Below are 26,236 nucleotides of genomic sequence, written 5' to 3'. Positions count from 1 at the left end.
CATGGCGACCACCACCATTGGCGTGAAGATCGACGAAGATTTGCGGGCGCGTCTCAAGACCGTGGCAGAAACCCATGGCCGGACCGCTCATTCCATCGTCAAGCAGGCGTTGCTCGACACGCTTGACCGTCTGGAAACCGGCGAGACCTCGGCGGGAGAAACCTCGGGTGACGAGGTTGCACCTCTCCTTGCCGACACGGCCAATCGCTTCCTTCCCTTCGCCACCGGTGTCCTGCCTCAGACCGTGCTGCGCGCCCGCATCACATCGGCCTACCGCACGCCGGAACCGGATTGCGTTCCCCTGCTTCTTTCCGAAGCCGCGCTGAACGCGGATGAGGCCGCCCGGGTGAAGGCCCGCGCCGCCGCCCTCGTGCAGACCCTGCGCGACAAGGGCCAGAAGGGCGCGGTGGAAGGGCTGATCCACGAATATTCGCTCTCCAGCCAGGAAGGCGTGGCGCTGATGTGCCTCGCCGAGGCCCTGCTCCGCATCCCGGATCGCGCCACCCGCGACGCCCTGATCCGCGACAAGATCGGGGTGGGCGACTGGCAGGCCCATCTCGGCCACAGCCCCTCGCTGTTCGTCAACGCCGCGACCTGGGGCCTGCTGGTCACCGGCAAGCTGACCTCGACGACCAGCGAATCTGGACTGACTGTCGCTCTCACGCGACTCATCGGTCGCGGCGGCGAGCCGCTGATCCGCAAGGGCGTCGACCTCGCCATGCGAATGATGGGCGAGCAGTTCGTGACCGGGCAGACCATCTCGGAAGCGCTCGCCAACTCCCGCAAGATGGAGGCCAAGGGCTTCCGCTATTCCTACGACATGCTGGGCGAGGCCGCGACCACGAGCGCCGACGCCGCCCGCTATTATGCCGATTACGAGCAGGCCATCCACGCCATCGGCAAGGCATCCGGCAAGCGCGGCATCTATGAGGGCCCCGGCATCTCGATCAAGCTCTCGGCGCTGCACCCGCGCTATGCCCGCGCCAAATATGAGCGCGTTATCAACGAGTTGCTGCCCCGCGTCGCCTCCCTCGCCCGCCTTGCGAAGCACTACGACATCGGCCTCAACATCGACGCGGAGGAGGCCGACCGGCTGGAGCTCTCGCTCGACCTGCTGGAGGCGCTGTGCTTCGACGAGACGCTGGCGGGCTGGAACGGCATCGGCTTCGTGATCCAGGGCTACCAGAAGCGCTGCCCCTTCGTCGTTGATTTCCTTGTCGATCTCGCCCGCCGCAGCGGTCGCCGCCTGATGGTGCGGCTGGTGAAGGGCGCCTATTGGGACAGCGAGATCAAGCGCGCGCAGATCGACGGGCTGGAAGGCTTCCCGGTCTATACCCGCAAGGTGCACACCGACGTCTCCTACCTCGCCTGCGCCCGCAAGCTGCTGGCGGCGCCGGACGCCATCTTCCCGCAATTCGCCACCCACAACGCGCAGACCCTGTCCTCCATCATGGAGATGGCAGGGCCGAACTATTATGCCGGCCAATACGAGTTCCAGTGCCTGCATGGCATGGGCGAGCCGCTCTATGAGGAGGTGGTCGGCAAGGATCGACTGAACCGGCCCTGCCGGGTCTATGCCCCTGTCGGCACGCATGAAACGCTGCTGGCCTATCTGGTGCGCCGCCTGCTGGAAAACGGTGCGAACTCCTCCTTCGTCAACCGCATCGCCGATCCCGGCGTGCCGATCGACGAGCTGGTGGCCGATCCGGTGGCGGTGGCGCGCGCCATCCAGCCGGTCGGCTCGCCCCACCCCGCCATCGCCCTGCCCGACCGGCTGTTCGGCGAGGCGCGGCGCAATTCCGCGGGCCTCGACCTCTCCAACGAGCAGCGCCTCGCCTCGCTCTCCGGCGCCCTGCTCGCCGCCGCCGCCACCTCGCTCCATGCCGCACCACTGCTCGGCGACGGCGTGGCGGAAGGCGTCGCCCGGCCGATAACGAACCCGGCGGACCGGCGAGAAACCGTCGGCATCGTCGAGGACGCGACGCCGGAGATCGTCGCCCGCGCCATGGAACAGGCGCTCTCCGCCGCGCCCATCTGGCAATCCACCCCCCCGGCGGAGCGAGCCGCCGGACTTGCCCGCGCCGCCGACCTGATGGAAGCCCGCATGCCGGCGTTGATCGCGCTCGCGGTGCGCGAGGCCGGAAAGTCCATTCCCAACGCCATCGGCGAGGTGCGCGAAGCCGTTGATTTCCTGCGTTATTATGGAGCAGAGGTCGCCAGCCGCTTCTCCAACGACACCCACCGACCGCTCGGCCCGGTGGTGTGCATCAGCCCCTGGAACTTCCCGCTCGCCATCTTCTCGGGCCAGGTCGCCGCGGCGCTGGCCGCCGGCAATGTGGTGCTGGCGAAGCCCGCCGAGGAAACCCCCCTCATCGCCCATGCCGCAGTCCAGATCCTGCGCGAGGCCGGCATTCCGGCCGGCGTGGTGCAGCTTCTGCCGGGGGCGGGCGATGCCGGCGCCGCGCTGGTGGCGGACGAGCGCACGCGGGGGGTGATGTTCACCGGCTCCACCGAGGTCGCCCGCCTCATCCAGAAGCAGCTTGCCGGCCGCCTGAGCCCGGAAGGCCGGATCATTCCGCTCATCGCCGAAACCGGCGGCCAGAACGCGATGATCGTGGATTCCTCCGCCCTCGCCGAGCAGGTGGTTGGCGACGTCATCGCTTCCGCCTTCGATTCGGCCGGCCAGCGCTGCTCCGCGCTGCGCGTACTCTGCCTGCAGGAAGACGTCGCCGATCGCGTGCTGACCATGCTGAAGGGCGCGCTGGATGAGATCGCCCTGGGCGACCCCGCGAAGCTCTCGACGGATGTCGGGCCCGTGATCACCGCCGAGGCGCAGGGCATCATCGAGGCGCACATCGCCCGCATGCGAGAGGCCGGCCGACCGGTGCACCAGCTTGCCGTGCCGGAGGAGTGCCGCACCGGCACCTTCGTACCCCCGACCCTGGTCGAGATCGACGATATAGCCAGCCTGAAGCGCGAGGTGTTCGGCCCGGTGCTTCATGTGCTGCGCTACCGTCGCGATCGGCTCGACCGGCTGATCGAGGCCATCAACGGCACCGGCTACGGTCTCACCTTCGGGCTGCACACCCGCATCGACGAGACCATCGCCCATGTGACGGAGCGGATTGAGGCCGGCAACCTGTACGTGAACCGCAACATCATCGGCGCGGTGGTCGGCGTGCAACCCTTCGGCGGGCACGGACTTTCCGGCACCGGACCCAAGGCGGGCGGCCCGCTCTATCTGCAGCGCCTGCTGGCGACCCGGCCGGCGGACCTGCCGCTCGCGAACCTGCCGCTGACAGGCAAGTCCCTCGTGCCGGAGCCGGCCCGGCTGTTCGTCGAAAGCCTGAAAGAAGAGCCGATCCGCCTGCGTTGCGCGGCGCTGCTGGACGCCGCCCGCCATGGCGCGCAGGTCGAGCTGCCCGGCCCGGTCGGCGAGCGGAACGTCTATGCGCTGGAGGGGCGAGGCACCGTGCTCTGCCTGCCGGCGAGCCCGCTCGGCTTCGCACTTCAGGTCACCGCGGCACTCGCCACCGGTAACCGGGTGCTGCTGCCGCCGGTTTATGCCGAGCAGATTCCGGCGGGGCTTCGCGTGGTGACCGGGACGGCGAGCGATCGCACCACCGCGCATTTCGACGCCGTGCTGTTCGAGGGCGACGGCGATGCCTTGAAGGCGCTCAACGAGGAGATCGCCACGCGCGCAGGCGCCATCGTGTTGGTGCATGGCGCCTCGCCGGCGGAGTTCGAGGCCGGCGAGTACCCGCCGCTCGACCTTCTGGTGCTGGAGCGCTCGATCAGCACCAACACCGCCGCTGCCGGCGGCAATGCGAGCCTGATGTCGATCGGCTGAAACGGAACAGGCGGGGATGGCCGTATCGACGCCGCCCCCGCTTGCTCTGCCCCCGACAGACCGCCAGACGCCAAAGAGAGCGTCCGGGGACGCCGGTTTCACTTCGGCGGCAGTGTGTCGGCCTCCGGGAAGGGAGCGAAGTTCAGCGCCGCATTGCGACAGCCCGCAGCGTTCTCCATGAAGCCGACGGTGTAGCTGTTCTGCATCTTGACCGACACCAGCACGCCTTTGGCCTCCGCGCCGTCCCTGCCTTTCGTGTCGAACCTGACGCAGACCGCCCTGATATGGTTCGCCGCATCCAGCGTGACCACGCCCGAGATTTCCGCGTTGTGCACGGCGGTGGGATCATCGGAATATTTCCTCAGCTCACCGAGGACGATCTGCTTGACGCCCTCATCCGCCGGCTGCTGGGTCGCATAAATATCTCCGGCCCACACCCGGACGACACCCAGTCCCACCAGCAACCCGCAGACAGACACGGCCAGGCGACGCTTCATGATGCTCTCCAGGAAAAGTGGTGCGGACGACGGGATCAAAACCCATCGTTCCGCAAGTCTTTGAAATCTCCGCAAAACCTTGCACTCACGAGGTTTCTCCCTTAGCTTCTCCCGGAATTTCTCCCGGAATTTTGGAAGCGCCATGGCGAGCAAGACGCGGAATTTGCAGTTCAAGGACGGACGATATTACGCCCGGCTTTCGATCCATAAGGCGCTTCAACCCATCCTCGGCAGGAAGGAATTTGTAGCGCCCCTCGGCGCGGATCGGACTGCGGCACTCGACCGCCTCCCCGCCGCCATCGCCGGGATGAAAGAGGAAATCGCCATCGCCAAGCGGCAGCTCGGCACGCAGCAAAAGCCGACCTATCGGCCGAAGCCCTCCCCGCGACGGCAGCTTGAGCCTGTCGAGATCGCCGCTCCATTCCTGCAATCCCGGCTCAAGCTCGACGACGAAGTACGCAATAGCGGGCATCCGCTGGCTGGCCTCGGCTATCCCGACCACGATCATATCGACCAGCTTCGGCAGATTGTCGCCGGGAAGCGTCCGGCCATCCTGCCAGCCTCCCTTGCCTTCGCGCTCGACCATGCGCGCGCTACGGGCAATCTCAAGAATGAAGGTGCAACCCTTCGGTTGCTCGCTCAAGCCGAGCTGGTTGCAATCGACACTGAGATGTCGCGTGACGAGGGGGAACCCGATCCGCCAATACCGGCCAACCTCATTGCCCAGCCAGCGCAACCTGCACCGGACAAGGCGACATCGGCACGCATCCTTTCAGCAGATTCAACGAAGACGCTTAGCGAGCTGGTGCCGCGCCTGATACGTGAGCGCCAGCCCTCCCCGGCTACGGCGCGGGAATATGAGGTGATGGCGCGCCAGTTCGAGGAATTGGTTGACCCTGTGCCGGCCGTTTACGAGATCACCCGACGCCACGTTCAGCGCTTCAAGGACCGCCTGCTTGAAACGCCCTCAAGCGCGACCAAACGCTTTAAGGACATGACACTGCCGGAAGCCATCGAGGCGAACAAGAAGCGCGCACAACCCTATGACTGCCTCGACCCAAAGACCATCAACGACAAGACCCTGATGCGGCTGACGGGCCTTCTGAATTGGGCCATGCGGCAGGACATTATCCCCGACAACCCGGCGACCGGCGTGCGTGCCGAGATCACGGGCGGCAAGGTGAAGGCGCCGCCACGTGTGCACTTCAACCCCGGCGACCTGACAAAGCTCTTTGCCCCTCGCCTGTTTGCCCCGACCGGCCGGCTTGGTGAGACGCAATGGGCGATGCTTATCGGCCTCTTTGCCGGCCTGCGCCCATCCGAAAGCGCGCAAATGCGGCTTGATTCCGTCATCCATCAGCGCGGCGTGCTCTGCCTGACGGTAGAGGAAGAAACCAAGACCGAGGGAAGCCGGCGCATCGTGCCGGTGCATTCCACCCTGATCGCCCTCGGCTTTGAGCAATATGTGGAGCGCCTGCGCCAGACCAAGGAAACGCACCTCTTTCCGAAATGGTATGAGGACGGGATGACGGCGAAAGCCGAGGCCACGGCCAAAAGCAAGACCGTGCTCAACCACTATTTCCCGCGCTTCATCCCCCGGCGGTTCAACGTCACCTATAAGAAAAACGCCGGCATCGCCGATCCGCGCAAGGACTTCTACAGCTTCCGCCATACCTTCAAGACCGGCCTTTCAATGGCCGGCGTTGAGCGTGGCGTGATGGATCAGCTTTGCGGGCATAGCGATAACACCGCCGGCGCGGTTTACGTGCACGGCGTGTCTGTGGAAGCCCTCAAGGAAGCTGTCGAGCGCCTGCATTACGACGGGCTCGACCTGAAATCTTTTATGTGAGTGAACGATCATTCACTTTTTGTTGATCCGCGATTCGCGGTATGAGACGATTCTCGTCAAGTTAAATATTGACGCGAGCATCGTGTGTTTGAGACGGCAATCAATTTTGTGAAGAGGTCTTTCGGCTCGCGTGAGCTGAAAGCCCTCACTCTGATGGACTTCGGAAGCTATGGGCCGATCCCGACCGATTCCGGCGTCTTGGTCGGCCGCTCGACCGCACTGCACGTCCCGGCTGTAAAACAGGCCGTTACCTTGATTCACAATGACCTGATTGGCCTGTTGCCGGTTTCGTGGACACCGAGATAAGGTATTCAACGGGACTGGAGAGCGGGAATGCAACGACGGAGGTTCAGCCGCGCGTTCAAGCTTGAGGCTATGAGGTTAGTGAAGGATCGGGGCGTTGCCGTTGCGCAGGCTGTCCGCGACCTGGATGTCCACGAGAACGTGCTGCGTAAATGGATCCGCGAGGCGAAGATTGATCCTCAGCATGCCTTTCCCGGACAAGGTCAGATGAAGCCCGAGCAGCTTGAGATTGACCGGCTGCGCAGGGAATTGGCCAAGCTGAAAGCGGAGCGCGACATCCTAAAAAAGGCCGCAGCCTTCTTCGCCATGGAAGCGACATGAGGTTCGCCTTCATCGCGAAGCACCGGAGCATCTGGCCGTTGGCTTGGCTATGCAACGCTTTGGATGTCTCCCGATCAGGCTTTCATGCCTGGCTCAACCGCAGCCCGAGTGCGCATGCCCGGCACGATGACGTGCTCGCGACGGTGATCGACCGCAGCTTCAAGAGCAGCGATCGAACCTATGGCGCACGACGCGTCTGGCACGATATGCTGGCGGAAGGGCTCTCCTGCGGCCTGCATCGAGTCGAACGGATCATGCGGGAGCATGGATTGCGGGCTCGGCCGCGCCGTCGTCTGCCGAAGGATGTCGGCGTGCGGGCCGCCGCGTTGGACAAACTGCTCGACCGCGCCTTCGAGGCCTCGGCTCCAACCAGAAATGGGTGGCGGACTTCACCTACATCTGGACTGCGGCGGGCTGGCTCTACGTTGCCGCCGTCGTCGACCTGTTCTCACGACGTGTCGTCGGCTGGGCAATGAAGGCGGAGATGACGGCACAACTCGTCGCCGATGCCCTCATCATGGCGATCTGGCGCCGCGGTAAAACATGGGTCACTTCTCGATGGAAAAATCCGCTCCTGCCGGGTCAGATCTCAGCGGAAATCAACAACTTATCGACATTTTCGAGCCAGCCGAATGCCGCAACTACTTCAATGCCGCAGGATATGATGCAACCTGATCGGAAAATGTTCTAGGCGCCGCAATTTACGCATGCGGTCACCGTAGCCGATATCGTCCTTTCCGCCTCGACCCCGTAAATGAAATCGACGCATTTGCCTTTAGCCCGGCTATGTCCCGTTTGGCCGTCTTCTCGGAGATGCCGAACCGGGACAGCAACTCTCGGGCCGAGACCCGCCTGCCGCTGGCGAGCTCGGCAAGGAACCAGCGTTGCCGCTCGTTCGGAACGAACGCTTCATCAGGGTCAAGTTCAGGGTCGTCAATAGGGTCGGGACCAGGGTAATGGTGGAGTGAGGTTTTCCGACGCGGACTCCGATCCTCTGGCCGCTTTCCCGAGTGCTCGTCGGCGCTCGATCCCGAGCGATTCATCAACATCTCAACAATATCGAACCGCCGGCTGGCGAGCAGAAGCATGTGCAGCATCGTATCGGAGTGGATGAGCATCGCGATGAGATGATCTCCATCCGGGCCGCAGGTGCCGGCAATCCAGTTCTTGACCGTGCGTTCACTGGCCCTCGTCCAGCGCTGAACCGTCTTGATCGTCCGGCGGCTGTCGTCGAGCTCCGTCTTCAATGCGAGAGAGACGATCTCGGCATAGCGTCGGGGCGGGCCGTCTCCCTCCGATCCCGGCGGCAATGATCTGCCCTTCTTCTGCAACATGCTTCTTCTCCGTGGAGATACACTGAGAGAAGCAGAGGATTTCCGGCGTAGGAACGTCAACACAACGGTCGATTGCTTGGCGCGCCGGTAAGACGGGTATTGACCGCCAATGACAGAGTCGCGCGACGAGACTTCTTCCGATCTTCCCCAGATTCGGGCCGCGCAGTACGTGCGGATGTCGACCGAGCATCAGCGCTATTCGACGGAGAACCAGGCGGATGCCATCCGTGACTATGCGGCCCGCCACAACTGCACGATCGTCAGGACCTATGCCGATGAGGGCAAGAGCGGCCTCAACATCGATGGCCGCGCCGGCCTGCAGAAGCTGATCGCCGACGTCACCGGCGGACACGCCGATTTCGAGATCGTGCTCGTCTACGACATCAGCCGGTGGGGGCGTTTTCAGGACGCCGACGAGAGCGCCTATTACGAATATCTCTGCCGCCGCGCCGGCGTGCGGGTCGAGTACTGCGCCGAGCCCTTCGACAACGACGGCAGTCTCGGCTCCGACATCCAGAAGATGCTGAAGCGCAAGATGGCCGGTGAATACAGCCGTGACCTGTCGGTCAAGGTCTTCGCCGGTCAGTGCCGTTTGATCAGGTTGGGCTTTCGCCAGGGTGGTCCCGCCGGCTTCGGCCTGAGGCGGCAGCTCGTCGATGAGGCCGGCCGCAGCAAGGCGCTGCTCGCGCGCCTCGAGCACAAGAGCATCCAGACCGATCGGGTGGTTCTCGTCCCCGGCCCCCAGGATGAGGTGGAGGTAGTGCGGCGCATCTATCGGAGCTTCGTCGAGGACGGCCGCAACGAAGGCGAGGTCGCCGCCATGCTGAACGCGGACGGCATCCGGACGGATCTCGGTCGCACCTGGACACGCGGAACGGTCCATCAGGTGCTGATCAACGAGAAGTATATCGGCAACAATGTCTGGAACCGCGGCACTGCGGCCTTGAAGCGGAAGCGGACCCGCAACGAGCCGTCCATGTGGATCAGAGCGGAGGGCGCCTTCCTGCCCATTGTTGATCGCCTTCTGTTCGACGCAGCGCAGGCGATCATCCGCGGCAGGTCGGCGAGGCTTTCCGACGCCGATATGCTGGATGTGCTGCGGCGCCTGCTCGCCGAGCACGGCTATCTCTCCGGCCTGATGATCGACGAGGCGTCTGGCTGTCCGTCGAGCAGTGCTTATCGCAGTCGGTTCGGCAGCCTGCTGCGAACCTATTCGCTGGTGGGATACGCGCCGGATCGCGACTTCGCCTATGTGGAGAGCAACCGCCGGCTTCGGCTGCTCAATCCGACGGTGGTCGACGAGGTGCTGGCGGCGCTGCGGGCGGCGGGTGCCTCCGTTGCCGTCGATCCCGAAACGGGGATTCTCACCATCAATGAGGAGGTCACCGCATCGCTGCTGCTGTGCCGCTGCACGCAAACGGCGGCGGGATCGCTTCGCTGGCTGATCCATCTCGATGGAACAGCGCCGCCCGACATCACCATCGCGGTGCGCATGGAGCCGGGCGAGGAAGCCGTCCGCGATTACTATCTGCTGCCGTCGCTCGACGGCATGGCCGCGCGTCTCCGCCTCGCCGAGCGGAATGAGGCGGGTCTCGATACGTTTCGTTTCGCGACGCTTGAGGCGCTTTACGAGCTGATGCGCCGTGTTCCTCTTGCGGAGGTGGCGTAATGGCCCGAGACCGGAAGGAACACGTTCCTCACCATGTCGGTGGCGTACAGGAGATCCGGTCAATCCCGGTCGACAATGTCCGCGTCGTCAATCCGCGGGCGCGGAGTCCGAAGATCTTCGCCGGAATCGTCGAGAGCATCGCCACAGTCGGCCTCAAGCGGCCGATCACCGTCACGGAGGGCCGGCGCGAAGGCAGCGAGCCGGGATACGATCTCATCTGCGGACAGGGCCGGCTGGAAGCCTTCAAGGCCCTGGGGGAGACGCAGATACCCGCTCTCGTCGTCCGGGCGTCGGAAACCGAGCTCTATCTGATGAGCCTCGTGGAAAACCTGGCGCGTCGGAAGCACTCCAACCGGGATCTGCTCACGGCCGTGCGCGTGCTCGAGGATCGCGGTTATGGTCCGGCCGAAATCGCCCGCAAGACCGGCCTCGATGCCGGATACATCTCCTGCATCATACAACTGCTGAAGGCTGGCGAGGAACGCCTGATCGGTGCGGTCGAGAAAGGCTGGCTGCCGCTCTCGCTGGCCACCGATATCGCCAAGGCGGCCCCGGGCGAGCTGCAGATTGCCATGATGGAGGCCTATGAGACCGGCCTCCTGCGCGGCGAGCAGCTTCTCAAGGTTCGCCGGCTGATCGATCGGCGCCAGGCGCTCGGCAAGACCTACGGCTCTTGGAAGCGCAAGGGTGAGCAGCCGCTCACCGCGAGCAAGCTGGCACAGACCTTCCAGGCCGAGGTCCGACGGCAGCAGCTCGTGGTTCGCAAGTCTGAGGTCGCCGAACAACGGCTTCTGTTCGTCGTGACGGCGCTGAGAAGGATGCTCGCGGATGAGCATTTCCGTACCCTCCTGCGGGCTGAGAGCGTCGGCGATATTCCGAAGCCGCTCGCAGACCGGATCGGCGGGGAGGTGCTGCCGTGACGCGACACGCCTTTCAAAAGAAGACGATGAGGGTCGCGATCGGCGACATTCTGCCGACCCGCACTTTGGCGAAGGATATCCGCGATACGCCGAAATTCCGGACGATCCTCGCCTCGATCCAGGAGGTCGGCATCATCGAGCCGCTCGCCGTCCACCCCGAGCCCGCTGGCGGCAAGGGCTATATCCTGCTGGACGGGCATCTGCGCCTGGAGGCGTTGAAGGCGCTCGAGGCGACGGAGGCGGTCTGCCTCGTCGCCACCGACGATGAGGGCTTCACCTATAACCGTCAAATCAACCGTCTCAGCGCGATCCAGGAGCACAAGATGATCCTGCAGGCGATCCGCAAGGGCGTGCCGCCCGAACGGATCGCCCAGACGCTCAGCGTCAATGTCGAGCGTATCCGGGAGCGCGAGCGGCTGCTCGACGGCGTCGTGCCCGAAGCGGTGGAACTGCTGAAGGACCGCATGGTCAGCCGGGGCGTGTTCGCCATCCTGCGCAAGATGAAGCCGCTGCGCCAGATCGATGCGGCCGAGATGATGATTTCCGCCAGCCGGCTGAACGTGCCCTATGCGAAGATGATCCTTGCCGCCTCCCGGCCCGACATGCTCATCGAAGTGAAGAAGCCTCGCCAGCTCGACGCGACGCCGGAGGATATTGCCCGGATGGAGCGGCAGATGGAGAAGCTCTATCTGGACTACAAGGCGGTCGAGGATACGCTCGGCGAGACGCTTCTGGTGCTGGTGGTCGCGAAGGGCTTCGTCGCCCGCCTGCTGCGTAACAACGCGATATCGGGGTATCTGAACCGCTATCATCAGGATCTGACCGGTGAGCTTGCCACGGTTATGGAGGCTGTCGGCGCCGATGCGCGGACGCCGGGAAGGGAATGAAGAGATTGTGAAAACCGGACGCGATCACGACGTTTATCTCGAACCTGTACTGGTTGATTGCTCCAGATGATACACAGTGTGTCCAAGGCAATGGTCGGACGTTGCTTGTTGTTCCGTCCGTCCACAAACTCAGGACTTTCCAGCCATGTCGCTCAGGCTCAGACGATAGCGCGTATATCGGCGCTCGCCGGTTCGCGTCAGGGCGCCTTTCTCGACCAGATCGTGCAGGTCACGCGTGGCGGTCGGACGAGAAGTGCCGGTGATCGCGATGTAGTTCTCCGCGCTCAGGCCACCCGTGAATCCGCCGGGGCCTTCACGGAATAGCCGGGCGATCACCTTCTCCTGGCGGTCGTTCATTTTGTCGTGGAAGCGATCGTAAAAGTGCGTCTTGGCGATGTGGAAGGCGACGCGGCCCAGTGTCGTCCGCTGGGCTGTGATGATCGTCTCGGCGAAGTAGGCCAGCCACCCCGTGATATCGAGTGTCCGCTGGTGGACCTCGAGCTGTTCATAATAGGCCTTGCGGTGCTGCTCGATGGTATGGGCGAGTGCGATCAGCGTCGGTTGGCCGATGTTCTGCGCGAGGGACTTTTCCGCGACGGCGCGACCAATCCGGCCGTTGCCGTCCTCGAAGGGGTGGATGCTCTCGAAATAAAGATGCCCGATTCCGGCCCGAGTGAGGGCGGGCAGCGGCGTGCCACCGTTCGGTGCCGAGCGGTTGAACCAGTCGAGATAGGCGGTCATCTCCTCGGGAACACGGGAGGAGGGTGGCGCCTCGAAATGCACTCTCGGTCGATCGTAGCGGCCGGATACGATCTGCATCGCATCTTCATGATGGCGGTACCCGCCGATCGTCTCCAGATGCCGGCTGTCCGCCATCAACATGCTGTGCCAGCGGAACAGGGTATCGTCGTCCAGCGGATTCGCCCAACTCCGGTACAGATCAGCCATCATCTGCGCGATGCCGCGCTCCTTCGGCTTCACGGTGCGATTGTCGGTGTCGAGGCCGAATTGCCGGCGCAGGGAGGATTGCACACTCATGCGATCCAGGGCCTCGCCCTCGATCGCACTGGTCTTGACCGCCTCCTCGCTGAGAAGCTCGATCCGCAGCATGTCGCGATCATCGTCACCTACATGCCGGACCGCGCCGATCACCTCACCGGAGAGCAGCAGGAAGTGCCGCTCCAGCGACTCAAGGGCGGCTGGATCATAGGTAAAGTGCGGCCAATGGGGCTGCGTCCAATTCCATGCCATGAGCGATAGAGTCCTCCTCTATAGCTCGCATATTAGCAGATATATGATTTATAGAAAGTCGTCCTATCGCTCACATGGCCTACGGGGCCGAAGTGCATTGTGGAACGAAGGGCGCAGCTTTCTCCTCCTTGGCGCCGAAAACGCAATATGATGACGCGGATCAAGGATGGGACATGGGATTCGGCGTCTTCATTCACCGCTCGGACTCGATCTACGATGACAGTCCGGCGGAGCGATATCAGTTTCCACCACAGTATCTCGGGCGGGTCGAGGCCTGTGTCGGCGACTGGATCGTTTATTACGAGCCACGGAAGATCGCAGAGACACGCGGCTATTTCGCGATCGCCAAGGTTGAACGTGTGGTGCCCGATCCGACGGCGCCCGGCATGTATCTGGCGCTGATCAAGCCCGGCAGCTATCTCGATTTCGTCCATCCGGTGCCGTTCAGCGATGCGGATGGTGTCATCGAGCGTGGCGTGCTGAATGAAGAGGGGCGGATTTCAGGTCGCGCACAGGCCGCCGTGCGCGCGCTCTCGCCGGACGATTTCTATCGCATCATCCGGCTCGGGCTGGATGACAGCGAACCGTTGCTTCCGCGCGTCGACGATGACGCGCCCATTGCCGGCTTTCATGAAGAGCAGGCACCGTTCACATTCGAGCAACCCCGGGAACGCGTCAGCAGCCTTTCATCGCGGATCGTACGGGATCGGATCTTCCGGCGGGTGGTGCTGCGCGCCTATGACGAGCGCTGTGCGATCAGCGGGCTCAAGCTGATCAATGGCGGAGGACGGGCCGAGGTCGCTGCGGCCCATATCCGACCGGTGGAAGCGAACGGACCCGACATCATCAGCAACGGCCTGGCATTGTCGGGCACTGCGCACTGGATGTTCGATCGCGGTCTGATCAGCCTCTCGGATGATCTGGAGATCCTCATCTCCCGGCAGGCCAACGACCCCGATGGCGTGCGGGCCTTCGTCAACCGGAGCGGCCGCGCCATCGCGCCAAAAAAGGCGTTCGAGCGGCCACATCCGCACTTCCTGCAATGGCACCGAGAACACTGCTTCAAACAGTGAAGCGGTGCCGCTACGCCGCCTCCCAGACGCGATTGAGGATCTGTGCGGCGAGCGCCGCCTTGTCCTGCGGCAGGAAGCGCCCATAGTGCTTGGCCACCATATCGGGCGTATCCTGGATGGCGTAGCTCGCCTGCTCATAGGAGCCGGTCTGCTTCAGGATATGGGTGGCGAGCACGTCGCGGACATTGTGCGGTCCATGAGGCAATAGCCCCTGATGGCGCCGCGACCCGTATAGGGGTTGTGGATGCCGTAGCGCTGGATCGCGAGCCGCCACGCCTCATAGAAGGTGTTCTGGTCGTATGCGGCGTCCTTGCTGGTGAGTTTCACCGTCTTTACGAACAGCGTGCCGGGATCGGCGGCATTCTTCAGCAGTGCTCTCCGGTGCCGGTCGATATAGGCGTCGAGATAGTGGTAGAGACCGCCGAGGTCCGGTAGGATCAGCCGGAACGGCTTGCTGCCGAAGAAGGACGAATTCGCGTTCTTGAACGCGACGGAGGGGATGAACACTTCCCAGCCTCGATCGCGTTCGCTCCAGCGCAGTTCACCGCGCTTCAATTCCGTAAGGCGACGTTCCGAGCTCGGAATGTGTCCGCGCGGACAGACAAGGAGCTGACGCAGATTCTTCTGGCGTAACCCGAGATGCAGGCCGAGCCGGAGCATTAGGAAAGCCCTCACGGCTTCAGCGGCGGCGCGCGGGTAGCGCTTCTCGTCCGGCATCAGCCGCAGGATCTCCTCGGTGATCTTGCGGTACTCGCCCACAGGACTGTCGGCTTCCAGCACGACCATGATCGGCTCGAAGGGATCGCGATGGATGCGCGCGACACGTTGGACTTCCCTGGCGCGGGCAAGTCCGTGCTTGTGCATCTGCTCGCAGGCGCCGGCCCAGTCGGCGCGGACCGTGGCGATGTCGCGCTCGGTGATGAGATTGGGAATGGGTTTGATGCCAGCCTGATCAAGGCGGATGCGAACAAGCAGCGCTCTGCGGAGGGCTCGGAAGAGGTCGAGTGGAACGCCCTCGCCGAAAGCCGCCGCTCGGTTCGGGAATATCTCGACACGCTCGACGAGGCGGCCTGGGGTGCGGCCAGCGAGGTGAAGCCGAAGTTCGTCTCAAGGTCCGATCCAGCGGCACAATGGACTGGAGCCCTGAAGGGACATGCCTTCTTCGCCTAACGGGTCCATAATCGAGCGCCAGATCGACGCAAGTATTCGGGTGGTCGGCCAATAAGCCTGCAACGACGCGTCAATCGGGACACGCCGAAGGACCGCGGCACGTTGGTCCTTAACAGGCCGCGCGGCGTGATTTGGCCCTCGGCGACAGTGTCCGGCGCGTGCCGATCTTCTCGCGACGGTCTCTCTCACGTTGCTTACATCGCCGGGTGTCTGATTCGCCAAGGGCTGGCGCTCAACGGTCGATCCGGCTGACGGACGCCTTGCCCGGCGCAACGTCCTGGAACAGATTCGTCCGTCGCAGCACGCCGATGAAGTCCAGAACGTTCTCCGTGCGTGGGACCTGCCAGTAGAGGACCATGACATCGTCTTGGCCGGATTGTTCGCAGGCAGTTTCAGCGGCGTAACGGAGGTCTTGATCGAGCTGGGTCGGTGCACCGATCAGGATGGACAGGCAATGGCGCCGGTCGACCGGGCCGACAGTGTAGCCCGTTGTGAAGAAATGCCCCGGAGCCCGTGCGACTTGGGCAAATCCTCTGCGCAGGCCGCGCTCGACCTCGCGCTGAGCGTCATAAGGCACGGAGTGCAGGCGGTGGGCGAACCGGGTCCAGCCGACAGGCCGTTGCTCTTCGAGCATTGCGAGCACGTCCCGCCAAGGCGCGACGCGCGGTATCGGGAAGGAAAGCGTTCCCGCCGCGCGGCGCTCCGAGTATCCGACGGCGACCGCCTGCGACTTGCCGTAGAGGGTCAGGTCGCGGGCGCTGAACTCGGCCTCCCCGATGTTGAACTGCGTCTCGAGATAGAAGGCGAGAAGGTCGAGTTCGTCAGCTATATAGCGCGCGCTGCGCTCGATCTCCGTGCGGCGGGTGAGGTAGTGGCAACGCTCGCTCTGAAGGGTGAGCGCCTCGAACACGGTCTCTAGTTCGAACACGCTCATTGACGGCGCCATGTCCTCATCCACGGGGATGAGGCCGGCGGCTTTCAGCTTGGGCCAGTGCGCCGACAAGGGACCCAGGGTGTCGAACAGGATGTTCACCCGTACAATGTTGCGCACGAATTTCGGATCGATCTCCAGGGGGCCGCTGGCAGTCGTCAACGCGATGGGCGCGACGGCGGATTCGATATGCTGCTTCAGGCGCAGCGATTGCCGGGACGGTTCGACCAGGAGTTTGGACAGATCCCCCTTCAAGCTGTTAGCGGCCCCGCGCAGGGCGGCCGGGTCGATCCCGCCCGACTTGGCCTCGAAGATGATGATCGTCTTGTCGATGAGAACGACCACGTCGCTTTCGCGCTCCTCATGGTCAATGTGATCCTTGCGCTTGACGGTGTGCCGGACGTCCGCGTTGGGAAACGCCGCGACGACCACCGAGTGGAGCTTGTGCTCGAGCCAGTCGGCCTTGGCCTTTTCGAACCGCTTCTTGAGGGGGGCGGTCTCGGCGCACAGACGACCGAGGCCTTCGACCATGTCCGCAGCGAGTCCCTGGGGGAGGCAGCAGAAATAGGCACTGGCCTCAAGGCGGATGAGGGGGCGCCCCCGCACCGGATTGGCGAGATGGACGTGTTTCAGGTCCTCGATCCCGAGGTCTCCGAACGCATGGGCGAAGCGATCCAGGATCGCCGCCATCCGGTCCTTGTCCGCTCCGGCCGCACAGACGTCGTCAATCGAAAAGCTGAACAGCGCGACATACTCTGCCTCGCTGCGGACGAAGAGGTCCCGATGGACCGACTTGGCGGAGCGAGTGGCGCGTGGATGCGCCTCGCGGATCGCCTCGGCCTCGGCGTCCGGCAGACCGGCGACGAACGCCTCGATCATCGCGGTGGCCGTCGACTTGCGGAACCAGGTCTTGAGCTTGTCGAGGAACGCTTTGAACCGCGCCTCGACGAAGGTGACGACCGTGTCGACAGTGTCGAGGACCTGGGACGCGAAGACGCCATGAGTCGATGCGAAGGACTGGTCGAGGCGGCCGGCGATCCAGCGGGTCGCCTCCTGGGTCTGATGCAGGTGGCGCGCGCTTCGCACGGCCAAGGTCGCGCCCTGCATGAGCCAGATCAGCTCGCCGCGCTCGGGGCTGGAGGATGCAAGGCCCTTGGCGCGGTGCAGATCGATGAAGGTGTGACCCGCCCGCTTGGCGAGGTCGCACAGGGTCTGGGCCGTATCGGCGAACGGATCGGACCCGTCGGTCTGGCCGACGCGCCGGGGAGCGGTCAGGCAATAGGCCTGGGCCAGCTCCAGATGGAAAAGGTCGAGCGGTTCTTCCTTCCGCGTCCTAGTCGACGGCAGCATCCCCAAGGCCATCCAGACGCCGAGTCTCGCCAGGATCTCGACCTGGTCGGCCCGGATGGCGGCGGACGAAAGGTCATGGACCGCGATCTCGAGGATCCGGACTTTCTGAGACAAGCTCGAGGCTTCTTCGTTGGTATCGGCCACTTTGCCTCGGCGTGCAGGATGGAAGAGCCGATTCTATCGCGCGGATTTGAATTCGCCAGCGCGTCCGGCACTGGATTCGACGCCTGGATCGGGCGTCCCGGCTAGCGTGGCCAGCTTTGGCCGAACCTCGTCCGCCGGACTATCTCAACGTATCATTTCTGGGAACTGCCACCGGTCCTGACCCAGAGGCTTTAACGTTCAATGTCGCCCTTCGAGAGAAGGGTTGATGACCGCTGTTGGCGCCGAGCCGAATGACTGCTCCTGGCGCATCCCGCTGGTTCGATTCCCTCCACCTCAGCGCACTTGAACGAGCATCTTGCTGATCGCGCTTCAACGGCAGCAAAGCGCCAGTGCCATCTATCGCGCCCTGCTCCATTCGACATGAGCGATTCGGCTTGCTATCCATCCGCCCACGATGAGCCCGGCAAAGCCGGGTTGAGAGGGGGTAGGACAGAAATCGGCCGGCCAGCGCGACGCTGCCGACGAAGGGCGTCGAGGCGTGCCAGCAGCTCGCTCGCGTCGATCTTGCTCCATGGCGCGGCATGGCCGCCGAACAGGGCCGCGCGCAGCGGCGTGGCCTCCTCATCGGCGGCCCGGCGCTGCGCCGGTGGCAGCAGAGCCGCCCAGACGGCAAAGCGGCGATAAAGCTCGCTTACCTCGCCGGCGCGGCAAGCATGACGCAAAGCGGCGAACGCAACGCGTTCCGGCTCGGCCCGTCGTGCCCGCAAATGTCGCAGCAGCGTCCGCCCGAGGAATGCCAGCACGATAAGGCCGGCGACTGCGAGCGCCGCCCCCGCGAGCCCGCGGACGTTCCAACTGCGAGAGGTGCCGGTAGTCGCCACGGCGGCTGGATCCACATGCACGCTCGTCTCTGCCACTCCCGCCGTCTTCAGTGCGTGCGTGCCGAGGTCCCACCAGGGCTGCGCCACCGCCGGCAGGCGGAAATCGCCGCCGTGCTCGAACACATAAGTGACGCGGTCGACGCGGCGGCCGGTGACCACCCCACGGCCGACGCTGTCGCGTATGTCCGGCGGATCGGCATAGGCGCGCACGCCCTCGGGCGCAGCGAGGTCGAGATCGAGCATGGCGAGGCCGGGCACGTCCTCAGCGCTGCGGGTGATGGTGCGCACCACCGCGTCGCCCGGCTTGAACGGCCCGATCGGCATGGGCTGCCATTGCTGGTCGAGCGTCAGCCGGCGCGTCGCGACGACGGGTTTCGAGGCATCAATGCCGGGCGGCACGCCGATATCCAGCCGGAGCGGCTGTCCCGCGGCATGCCCGGTCTCGCCGCCGGCACTATCGAGCAGCGTCACCGTGGCGGGTGGGATGTCGAAGGCGCCGCCGCGGCGGGCATAGAGCGCGAAGTCGAAGCGCTGCCCGACATAGGGCTTCCCGCCAATGCTCTCGCGCATGGTGGTGCCCTGCGTCTCGAAACGGATGACCTGCAGGCCCGGCACATCAGGCACGCTCACCCGCGGCGGCCTCGGCATGGTGCTGGCGAACAGCACGTCGACGTGCAGCGTCACATGCTGGCCGACCACCGCGCCCGAGGCCGGGTCGAGCCCCTCGCGCACCACGACGTCCGGCGCGGTAGCGTCCTGTGCCATGGCGGGGACGATGAGCAGCAGGAGAAGCGCGATCGCCAGCCTCATGGTGCACTCCCCTGTTTGCTGGCGGGCGCCTGCTGCTGCAGCTGAAACGTGAAGCGCGCCCGCAGGAAATCGGCTGGCTCGGTGTGCACCCGCTTCAGCCACAGTGCGCGGGCGGCCGCATCGTCCATCGGTGCGCCGGTGGCCTTCGTCTCCTGGCCCTCGGGATTCCTGGCGTCCTTGTCGTAGACGATCTGGTCGGCGCCCTCGCGCTGGTCGCCAGCATCGGCGCCGGGCGACTTCAGCCGCGCGGCGCGCAACTCGGCGATATGCTGGTTGGCCTGCGCCTCCTTCCAACCCGGTCGCAGCTCCAGCGCATGGGCGTAGCGCTTCACCGCGTCCTCATATTTGCCGAGCAGCACCAGCGCATTGGCCTGATTGTAAGCGCCCTCGGCGGTGTCGATACCGGCGAAGTTCGCCTCCGCCGCCTTGAAGTCGTCGGCGCGGAACTGCGCCACGCCGCGCCATAGCGGATCCGCGAAGACGGCCCCGGCATCTGTCCAGCGACCGCGCTCGGCGAAATAGCGCCCGCGCTGATCGGGACTGGCCCATAGCCGCTCCCACCCGACGCGCCAGACGCCGATGCCGAGCGCGGCGACCAGCACCAGAGCAAGCAGGGCGAAGGCGCGCACGGTGCTCATGCCAGCATCCATCCGCGGCGGAACCAGACGAGCGCCAGCAGTGCCAGAACCGGCGTCAGCCAGTATCCCGCCTCCTCCCAACGGGCGCCTTCGCCGGACGCGGGCGGCGGCGGGCCGGCGCTGGCGAGGCGATGGGCCAGTGCCGACACGTCCCTGTCGTCGAGGCTGAGCTCGACCCGGTCGGCGTGGAGGGTAGTTGCCGCCGCTTGCAATGACGGTTCGGTCGCGGCGCGCTCGGGCGGCAGTATGGCGTAGAGCGTAACCGGAGCGCCGGCCGAGCCGTCGGAAAGAGCAGGTGCGGAGTCGGCGAAAACGAGGATGGAGCCGCCCGCTCCCCCGCGTTGCAGCGCTTCGGATGCAAGCTTGACCGCGTCGCCCAGCGCATCGCCCGGGCGCGGCATCAGGTCGGGGGCGAGCGCACCGGCCATGCTGGTCAGCACCGCGGCATCGGGTGTCGGCGGCAGGACGAGATGCGCCGATCCGGCATAGGCGACGAGACCGGTCGGGGCGCCCTCACGCAGCTTCAACAGGTCCGCCATCTTCTGCCGGGCGCGGTCGAGCCGGGTCGGGGCGAGGTCGCGCTCCTGCATGGAGGGGGTGACCTCGAGGACGAACATCGCAGGCCGCGCAGCCTGCGCGAAAGGCGAGGGCACCTGCCGTCCTGTCGGGCCGGCGACGGCGAGGATGCCGACGATCCATCCCGCCAGCAGCAGGTTCTCCGGGCTCAGCCAGCGTCGCGCTTCGCCGTCGACGATCAGGTGCCGCAGGAGGGCGGGATCGATCACCATGCGCCAGCGCGCGGTGGTGTCGGCCTCGCGGCGCTGCAGCCACCACAGGCCGAGCGCAGGCAGGATCAGCAGCAGCCACCATGGACGGAGGAAATGGAAATGTGCGAGCGCGTCGGTCATGGCGCCGCCTCCGCCGCTCGCCGGCGCGGCAAGCGCACGAGACGCAGCGCCTGCACCAGCATGGACAGCAGCGTGAGCGCCGCCAGCGGCAGCCAGAACAGTTCGACCTTGGGCTGGAACGAGACGGTGTCGACCTTGCGCGCCTCGACTTGATCCAGCCGGGTGTAGATCTGCGCGAGCTGGTCGCGGTCGAGCGCGCGGTAGAAGCCGCCGCCGGTCAGCTCGGCGACCTGCTTCAGCGCGGCTTCGTCGAGCTTCTCCTCGCCGGCCGCGGCGGGATCGCCGACCGCGACGGTGTGGATAACGATGCCCTTGTCATGCGCCACCCGCGCCGCCTCGGCGGGAGGTACCTGGCTCGCCGTGTCGTTGCCGTCGGTCAGCGCGATGATGGTCTTGGCCGGCACCGTCGAGGCGGCGAACAGGTTGATGCCGAGCCCGATGGCGTCGCCGAACGCGGTACGCGGCCCGGCCATGCCGACCTGCATCTCGCCGAGCAATTGCCGAGCGAGGCCGAGATCGGTGGTGAACGGCACCAGCGCGAAGGGGGCATTGCCGAACACCGCGACGCCGACCCGGTCGCCCTGCCGGCGGGCGAGGAAATCCTCGAGCACCTGCTTCACCGCGACGAGCCGGTTGACCCTATTGCCGGAGGCGTCTGTGAAATCCTGCGTGTCCATCGAGGCGGAGAGGTCGACCAAGAGCAGCAGGTCGCGCGCCGGCCGGTCTTGATGGATCGGCGGCAGCACCCATTGCGGGCGCATCAGCGCGGCGAGGACGAGCAGCCAGTAGAGGACGAGCGCGATCATCCGCCCGAGGCCGCGCCGGCTGATGCCCGCCCCCTCGCGCGTGTGTGCGCCCGACAGCTGCGCCAGCGCGGCGAAGAACGGCACGCGGACGGCCGGGCGCCGCGTCTCATGCGCCGGCAGCAGCCAGTAAACCAGCACGGGCGCCGGCAGCAGTGCGGCCAGCCAGGGAAAGGCGAAGGAAAGATCAGCAAAGGAGAGATCGGCAGGGAATAGATGCGCGAGGGACGGCATGGTCAGCCCTCCACCCGATGACGCTTGACCCAGCGCCGCCCCGCCGCGAGCAACGCGTTGTCGCTGCTTGCCCGCACGCCCGAGACCGACGCAGCGAAGCCGCCGGCCTCAGTGAAATCATTGGTGCCGCCGGTGCGGTCGAGGAAGGCCAGCCAGGCGCTGCCGGTCAAGGAGGCTACCGTCTGGCGCGGATAGGCGGCCAGCGCGGTGCGCTTCAGAACGTCCGAGATCGCTGCGGCATCGGCGCCCGACCCGAGGCCCGAGAGTTCGGCCAGTGCCGCGCGGCGATAGGCGTCGCGCCGCCAGTGCCGGATCCCCGCCGCGATCAGTATGAGGAGCGCCGCGAGCAGCGCGGCGGCGATCATCCACCAGCCGGCCGCCGGAGGCCACCACGGCACCGGCGGCGGCACCGCGATGTCGGCGAGACGGGAAAGGTCCGCCGCATCCTCCATCACCCGGCCCTCGCCTGATGGCCCGCCGCAACCTTCCGCGCCATCCGCCGGCCGAGCAACTCGCGGAACTGGTCGGCGGTGTCGCGCGCGGTCGAGAGCGGCAGCACGGGAATGGCGCGCTTGCGGGAGAAGCCGTCGATCGCCGCGCGGCGATCGACGAAGCTTGCGGCGAAGCGCTGCCGTAGATCGCGGGCGGAACTGTCGACCTCGACCTGCCGGCCGGCGTCGGTGGCGACGATGCGGCCGATATCCGGCAGCTTGGCCTCGAGCGGATCGAACACGAAGACGGTGAGCACGTCGTTATGGGCGGTGATCTCCGTCACCAGCCGCACCGTCTGCGCATCCGCCCCGGCGGCGTCGGTGATCAGCGTCAGCAGCCCGTCATGCGGCAGCAACTGGGGCACCTTGGCCACCGCGGCGTTGAGCAGCGCCGGATCGGAGGGACGTGGATCGCCGGCTTTGAGCGCCCCGTTATGGCGCACCAGCGCCTCGAACAGCGGGCCGATGGCGGCTTGGCGGGCGCGCGGGCGGATCTCGTCAATACCGTTCTCGGAGAAGACGATGCCGCCGATGCGGTCGCCGAGCGAGGTCACTCGCCACGCCGCCAGCGCCGCCGCCTCGGCCGCGACCACCGATTTCATCGCGTGGCGGCTGCCGAAGAACATGCCGAGCCGCTGGTCTACCAAGAGCAGCACCGGCCGGTCGCGCTCCTCAGTATAGACCCTGAGCTGCGGCTCGCCGAGCCGGGCGGTGGCGCGCCAGTCGATGGCGCGCACGTCGTCGCCCTCGTAATAGTGGCGCAGCTCCTCGAATTCGAGCCCGCGCCCCCGCAGCCGCGAGGCGTGCCGGCCGGCCAGCAGCGAATGGACGGGTTGCTTCGGCAGGAAGCTGAAGCCCTTGGCGCGATGGTTCAGCCGCAACAGTTCGTCGAGGCTGACATAGGCGCGGGCGTCAGAGGTACGGGCTTCTGGGGCATGGACTGGTCGCTGAGCGTTCCGTGCCATCGCCGCCCCCGCTACAACGCCACCGCCACTTGGCGGATCAGCTCGTCGATGATGTCGTCGGCATGCTTGCCATCCGCGCTCGCCTTATAGGTCAGCGAGACACGGTGGCGCAGGCAGTCATGCGCGACGGCCTGCACGTCCTCGGGGGTGACATAGTCGCGGCCCTGCAGCCAGGCATAGGCGCGGGCGGTGCGGTCGAGCGCCAGCGTGCCGCGCGGGCTGGCGCCGATGGCGATCCAGCCCGTCAGCTGGTCGCCGAATTCCTCCGGCCGGCGCGTCGCGGCGACCAGCGCGACGATGTAGCGCTCCACCGCCTCGACCATCTTCACCGTGTCGATCTCGCGGCGGGCATCGAAGATGACGCTCTGCGCAACCTTGGCCGGCGGCGCCTCGGCTGTCCCCGCCTGCTCGGCGCGCACGAGGCGCAGTACCTTCACCTCGTCCGCGTCGTTGGGATAGGTGATGCGCACATGCATGAGGAAGCGGTCCATCTGTGCCTCGGGCAGCGGATAGGTGCCCTCCTGCTCGATGGGATTCTGCGTCGCCAGCACCATGAACAGGTTGGGGAGCTGATAGCGCGTGCCGGAGACGGTGACCTGCCGCTCCTCCATCGCCTCCAGCAGCGCCGACTGCACCTTGGCCGGGGCGCGGTTGATCTCGTCGGCCAGCACGAGATTGCCGAAGATCGGCCCCTTGCGGAATTCGAAGCTGCCGGCGCCGCCGCCATCCGTGCGGTAGATCTCGCCGCCGGTGACGTCGGAGGGCAGCAGGTCCGGGGTGAACTGGATGCGGCTGAATTCGCTTTCCAGCGCCTGCGACAGGCTCTTGATGGCGCGGGTCTTGGCGAGGCCCGGCAGGCCCTCCAGCAAGACGTTGCCATTGGCGAGCAGGGCGATGATCAGCCGTTCGACCACGCGCTTCTGGCCGATGACGGCGGCGTTCACGCGGGCCTTTATCTCGCGGATGGAATCGAGCGCCGCCATGTCACTGCTTCTTCTCGAACGGGTAGACGACCTTCCAGTCGTTCTTCATGTCGACCACGAGCCAGCCGCGCCTGGAGGCTTCGTCCAGCGCCTTGTCGAGCCGGCCGACCTTTGAGTCGCGGTCATAGGCCCATTCGCGCACCGCATCGGTGTGGTGCACGATCAGGCCGAAGCGTGCACCGTTGTTCATTGTCGTCCATTGCAGCATCTGCTGGTCGCCGTCTGAATTGCCGGCGGCGAACACCGGGCGGCGGCCGATGAAGCGGTTGATGCCGACCGGCTTACCGGGGCCATCGTCGATGAACTCGACCTCCGGCAGCTTGCGCAGCACGGGCGTGTCGCCGTCGAGCACGAACTCGGTCTTGCCGGAGGAGCCGACCACCTGCTCGGGCGGGATGCCGTACACCGCTTCGGTGAAGGCGCTCATGAACTCGACGCCGCCGCCCGACACGATGTAGGTCTTGAAACCGCTGGCCCGGAGCGTGGCGAGCAGCTCCAGCATCGGCTGGAAGACGAGATCGGTATAAGGCCGGTCGAAGCGCGGATGCCGGGCGGTCTTCAGCCAGTCGCCCACCTCGGCATTGAACTCTGCGACGGTGAGCCCGGCATGGGTGAGCCCGATGATTTGCAACAGACCCTTCTCCCCGAGCGCGGCGAGCGCTTTGGGGTCGCCCGACAAGGCCGATTTGTAGGGCTCCTGTCCGGCCAGCGCCGGATTGGCCTTCGCCAGATCCTGCAGTCGGTCGAGCGCGAAGGCGAACTGGAAATACACCGGCTGTTCCGACCACAGTGTGCCGTCATTGTCGAATACGGCGATGCGCTCGTCGACCGGAATGAAATTCGGACTCCCCTCCTGCACAACCCCCTCGATGAAGGCCCGGATGGACTGCTTGGCCGGCCCTTCGTTCCAGGAGGGGAGCGGGTCGATGCCCTGGGCGAGGAGCTCCGCAGGCGGCGCGACGACGAGGAACGACATCAGCGCGGCGGCAAGAAAGCGGCGGCGCGACGTGATCATGCGCTCTGTCATGGCACGTTCCCGTCATCTGGCCGCCGCACGCAGCGGAATCCGATATGGCTCATCGAACTGTCGACCGGCTCGGCATGGCGGGCCGCCGGACGGTAGCGCCGGCAATAGCTCGGCGCGCACAGATGCGAGCCCCCCTTCACCACCCGACGCGGAATGCGGATCGTCCGATGTGTGGGATCGAAGCTCGCCTCCTCAGGCCCGCCGCGCGGGTTCTGCGGGATGCAGCAGGCCTCGTGCGCCTCTTCGGGGTGGCGGGTCGACCAGAAGTCGCTCGTCCATTCCCACACATTGCCGATCATGTCGTAAAGGCCGTAGCCGTTCGGCTGGTATGACTTCACCGGCGACGTACGCTCATAGCCGTCGAGCGCGAGGTTCTGGAACGGGAACTCGCCCTGCCAGGTGTTGGCCATTTGCCGGCCCTCCGGCGTGAAGTCCTCGCCCCAGGCATATTCCGCACCGTCGAGTCCGCCGCGCGCCGCGAATTCCCATTCCGCCTCGCTCGGCAGGTCCTTGCCAGCCCAGCGCGCATAGGCCAGCGCGTCGGCATAGGCGATGTGGACCACGGGATGTTGGTCGAGCTCCTTGATGGAACTGCCCGGCCCGTAGGGCCTGCGCCAGCTTGCGCGGAAGCAGAACGCCCACCAGTGCCGCCAGTCGCGCAGATCGACGGGATGGTCGGGCGGGGTGAACACCAGCGAACCGGCTTTCAGCATCTCCGGCTTCGCGCCAGGATAGTCCTTCGGATCTGGTGCGATCTCCGCCACGGTGACATGGCCGGTCGCCTCGACGAAGGCGCGGAACTGGGCATTGGTGACCGGCGTCGCATCGATGAAGAAGCCGTCGATCGAGACGCGGTGCGCCGGCTTCTCCTCCGGATAATGGCGGTCCGAGCCCATGCGGAACGTGCCGCCCGCGATCCACACCATTTCATCCGCGGCCGGCGACATCAGGTGTGTGCGCCGGCGATGATCCCGGTTCATGGCGGC

19 protein-coding genes and 3 pseudogenes are annotated in these 26,236 nt (G+C 65.6%); 8 read left to right on the top strand and 14 right to left on the bottom strand.

Going from position 1 to position 26,236, the window contains the following annotated elements:
• The first annotated feature begins 1 nt into the window (after position 1).
• Positions 2-3,850 (top strand): trifunctional transcriptional regulator/proline dehydrogenase/L-glutamate gamma-semialdehyde dehydrogenase, encoded by a 3,849-nt coding sequence (gene putA / locus MWN34_RS16790; protein ID WP_247030462.1) that lies wholly within the window; start codon positions 2-4, stop codon positions 3,848-3,850.
• A 98-nt stretch (positions 3,851-3,948) separates the two neighbouring features.
• On the opposite strand, the gene MWN34_RS16785 is transcribed toward putA, so the two are convergent.
• On the bottom strand, positions 3,949-4,347 hold the full coding sequence (locus MWN34_RS16785) for a hypothetical protein (RefSeq protein WP_247030461.1): 399 nt from the start codon (positions 4,345-4,347) through the stop codon (positions 3,949-3,951).
• A 142-nt stretch (positions 4,348-4,489) separates the two neighbouring features.
• Here MWN34_RS16785 and MWN34_RS16780 point away from each other — a divergent pair, with 142 nt between their 5' ends.
• Both MWN34_RS16780 and MWN34_RS16775 read left to right on the top strand, forming a co-directional pair.
• On the top strand, positions 4,490-6,196 hold the full coding sequence (locus MWN34_RS16780; protein ID WP_247030460.1) for a site-specific integrase: 1,707 nt from the start codon (positions 4,490-4,492) through the stop codon (positions 6,194-6,196).
• A gap of 333 nt (positions 6,197-6,529) precedes the next feature.
• Positions 6,530-7,361, top strand: a pseudogene (locus tag MWN34_RS16775) (IS3 family transposase); the annotation flags it as partial.
• Between the two features lie 172 nt (positions 7,362-7,533).
• On the opposite strand, the gene MWN34_RS16770 reads toward MWN34_RS16775, so the two are convergent.
• Positions 7,534-8,154 (bottom strand): HTH domain-containing protein, encoded by a 621-nt coding sequence (locus MWN34_RS16770; protein ID WP_247030459.1) that lies wholly within the window; start codon positions 8,152-8,154, stop codon positions 7,534-7,536.
• Between the two features lie 109 nt (positions 8,155-8,263).
• Between MWN34_RS16770 and MWN34_RS16765 the strand changes: the two genes are divergently transcribed.
• Genes MWN34_RS16765 through MWN34_RS16750 form a run of 3 tightly spaced genes read left to right on the top strand, consistent with a single transcriptional unit; the run spans position 8,264 to position 11,630 of the window.
• Complete coding sequence (locus MWN34_RS16765) at positions 8,264-9,823, top strand: recombinase family protein (protein ID WP_281503062.1); 1,560 nt, start codon at positions 8,264-8,266, stop codon at positions 9,821-9,823.
• Positions 9,823-10,743 (top strand): plasmid partitioning protein RepB C-terminal domain-containing protein, encoded by a 921-nt coding sequence (locus tag MWN34_RS16755; protein ID WP_281503061.1) that lies wholly within the window; start codon positions 9,823-9,825, stop codon positions 10,741-10,743. The genes MWN34_RS16765 and MWN34_RS16755 overlap by 1 nt, the downstream gene beginning before the upstream one ends.
• A 26-nt stretch (positions 10,744-10,769) precedes the next feature.
• Complete coding sequence (locus MWN34_RS16750; protein ID WP_247030457.1) at positions 10,770-11,630, top strand: plasmid partitioning protein RepB C-terminal domain-containing protein; 861 nt, start codon at positions 10,770-10,772, stop codon at positions 11,628-11,630.
• 129 nt (positions 11,631-11,759) lie between these two features.
• Here MWN34_RS16750 and MWN34_RS16745 read toward each other — a convergent pair whose 3' ends face one another.
• The gene (locus tag MWN34_RS16745; RefSeq protein ID WP_247030456.1) at positions 11,760-12,881 is read right to left on the bottom strand and encodes a Fic family protein; all 1,122 of its coding nucleotides are present in this window, start codon (positions 12,879-12,881) and stop codon (positions 11,760-11,762) included.
• Between the two features lie 173 nt (positions 12,882-13,054).
• On the opposite strand from MWN34_RS16745, the gene MWN34_RS16740 reads away from it, so the two are divergent.
• Positions 13,055-13,954 carry an HNH endonuclease gene (locus MWN34_RS16740; RefSeq protein WP_247030455.1) on the top strand — a complete coding sequence of 300 codons (900 nt, stop codon included), beginning with the start codon at positions 13,055-13,057 and terminating at the stop codon, positions 13,952-13,954.
• A 10-nt stretch (positions 13,955-13,964) separates the two neighbouring features.
• On the opposite strand, the pseudogene MWN34_RS16735 reads toward MWN34_RS16740, so the two are convergent.
• Positions 13,965-14,896: pseudogene (locus MWN34_RS16735) on the bottom strand (hypothetical protein); the annotation flags it as partial.
• Here MWN34_RS16735 and MWN34_RS16730 point away from each other — a divergent pair.
• Positions 14,882-15,121 (top strand): annotated as a pseudogene (locus MWN34_RS16730) (IS5/IS1182 family transposase); the annotation flags it as partial. The pseudogenes MWN34_RS16735 and MWN34_RS16730 overlap by 15 nt on opposite strands.
• Before the next feature lie 235 nt (positions 15,122-15,356).
• Here the strand turns inward: MWN34_RS16730 and MWN34_RS16725 are convergent.
• From MWN34_RS16725 to MWN34_RS16680, 10 genes are all read right to left on the bottom strand, one after another.
• Entirely contained in the window at positions 15,357-17,549 is a 2,193-nt protein-coding gene (locus MWN34_RS16725; RefSeq protein WP_247030454.1) for a hypothetical protein, read from the bottom strand.
• Between the two features lie 398 nt (positions 17,550-17,947).
• Positions 17,948-19,201 (bottom strand): BatD family protein, encoded by a 1,254-nt coding sequence (locus tag MWN34_RS16720; protein WP_247030453.1) that lies wholly within the window; start codon positions 19,199-19,201, stop codon positions 17,948-17,950.
• On the bottom strand, positions 19,198-19,839 hold the full coding sequence (locus MWN34_RS16715) for a tetratricopeptide repeat protein (protein WP_247030452.1): 642 nt from the start codon (positions 19,837-19,839) through the stop codon (positions 19,198-19,200). The genes MWN34_RS16720 and MWN34_RS16715 overlap by 4 nt, the downstream gene beginning before the upstream one ends.
• On the bottom strand, positions 19,836-20,747 hold the full coding sequence (locus MWN34_RS16710) for a VWA domain-containing protein (RefSeq protein WP_247030451.1): 912 nt from the start codon (positions 20,745-20,747) through the stop codon (positions 19,836-19,838). Before MWN34_RS16710 ends, MWN34_RS16715 begins: the two co-directional genes overlap by 4 nt.
• A complete protein-coding gene (locus MWN34_RS16705) occupies positions 20,744-21,784 on the bottom strand; it encodes a VWA domain-containing protein (protein ID WP_247030450.1) in 1,041 nt (346 codons plus the stop codon). The genes MWN34_RS16710 and MWN34_RS16705 overlap by 4 nt, the downstream gene beginning before the upstream one ends.
• A 2-nt stretch (positions 21,785-21,786) precedes the next feature.
• On the bottom strand, positions 21,787-22,236 hold the full coding sequence (locus tag MWN34_RS16700; protein WP_247030449.1) for a DUF4381 domain-containing protein: 450 nt from the start codon (positions 22,234-22,236) through the stop codon (positions 21,787-21,789).
• The gene (locus tag MWN34_RS16695) at positions 22,236-23,240 is read right to left on the bottom strand and encodes a DUF58 domain-containing protein (RefSeq protein WP_247030448.1); all 1,005 of its coding nucleotides are present in this window, start codon (positions 23,238-23,240) and stop codon (positions 22,236-22,238) included. The genes MWN34_RS16700 and MWN34_RS16695 overlap by 1 nt, the downstream gene beginning before the upstream one ends.
• A gap of 11 nt (positions 23,241-23,251) precedes the next feature.
• Positions 23,252-24,223 carry an AAA family ATPase gene (locus MWN34_RS16690; RefSeq protein WP_247030447.1) on the bottom strand — a complete coding sequence of 324 codons (972 nt, stop codon included), beginning with the start codon at positions 24,221-24,223 and terminating at the stop codon, positions 23,252-23,254.
• Position 24,224: 1 nt separating this feature from the next.
• Positions 24,225-25,250 carry an HAD family hydrolase gene (locus tag MWN34_RS16685; RefSeq protein WP_247030446.1) on the bottom strand — a complete coding sequence of 342 codons (1,026 nt, stop codon included), beginning with the start codon at positions 25,248-25,250 and terminating at the stop codon, positions 24,225-24,227.
• Positions 25,247-26,230: a formylglycine-generating enzyme family protein gene (locus tag MWN34_RS16680; RefSeq protein WP_247030445.1), complete on the bottom strand. Its 984-nt coding sequence runs from the start codon at positions 26,228-26,230 to the stop codon at positions 25,247-25,249. The genes MWN34_RS16685 and MWN34_RS16680 overlap by 4 nt, the downstream gene beginning before the upstream one ends.
• Positions 26,231-26,236: the final 6 nt, after the last annotated feature.

The organism is Ancylobacter crimeensis (assembly GCF_023016805.1).
Classification (GTDB): Bacteria; Pseudomonadota; Alphaproteobacteria; order Rhizobiales; family Xanthobacteraceae; genus Ancylobacter; species Ancylobacter crimeensis.
Note: the sequence above shows the minus strand (reverse complement) of the source record. Positions and strands in the feature narration are given on the sequence as shown.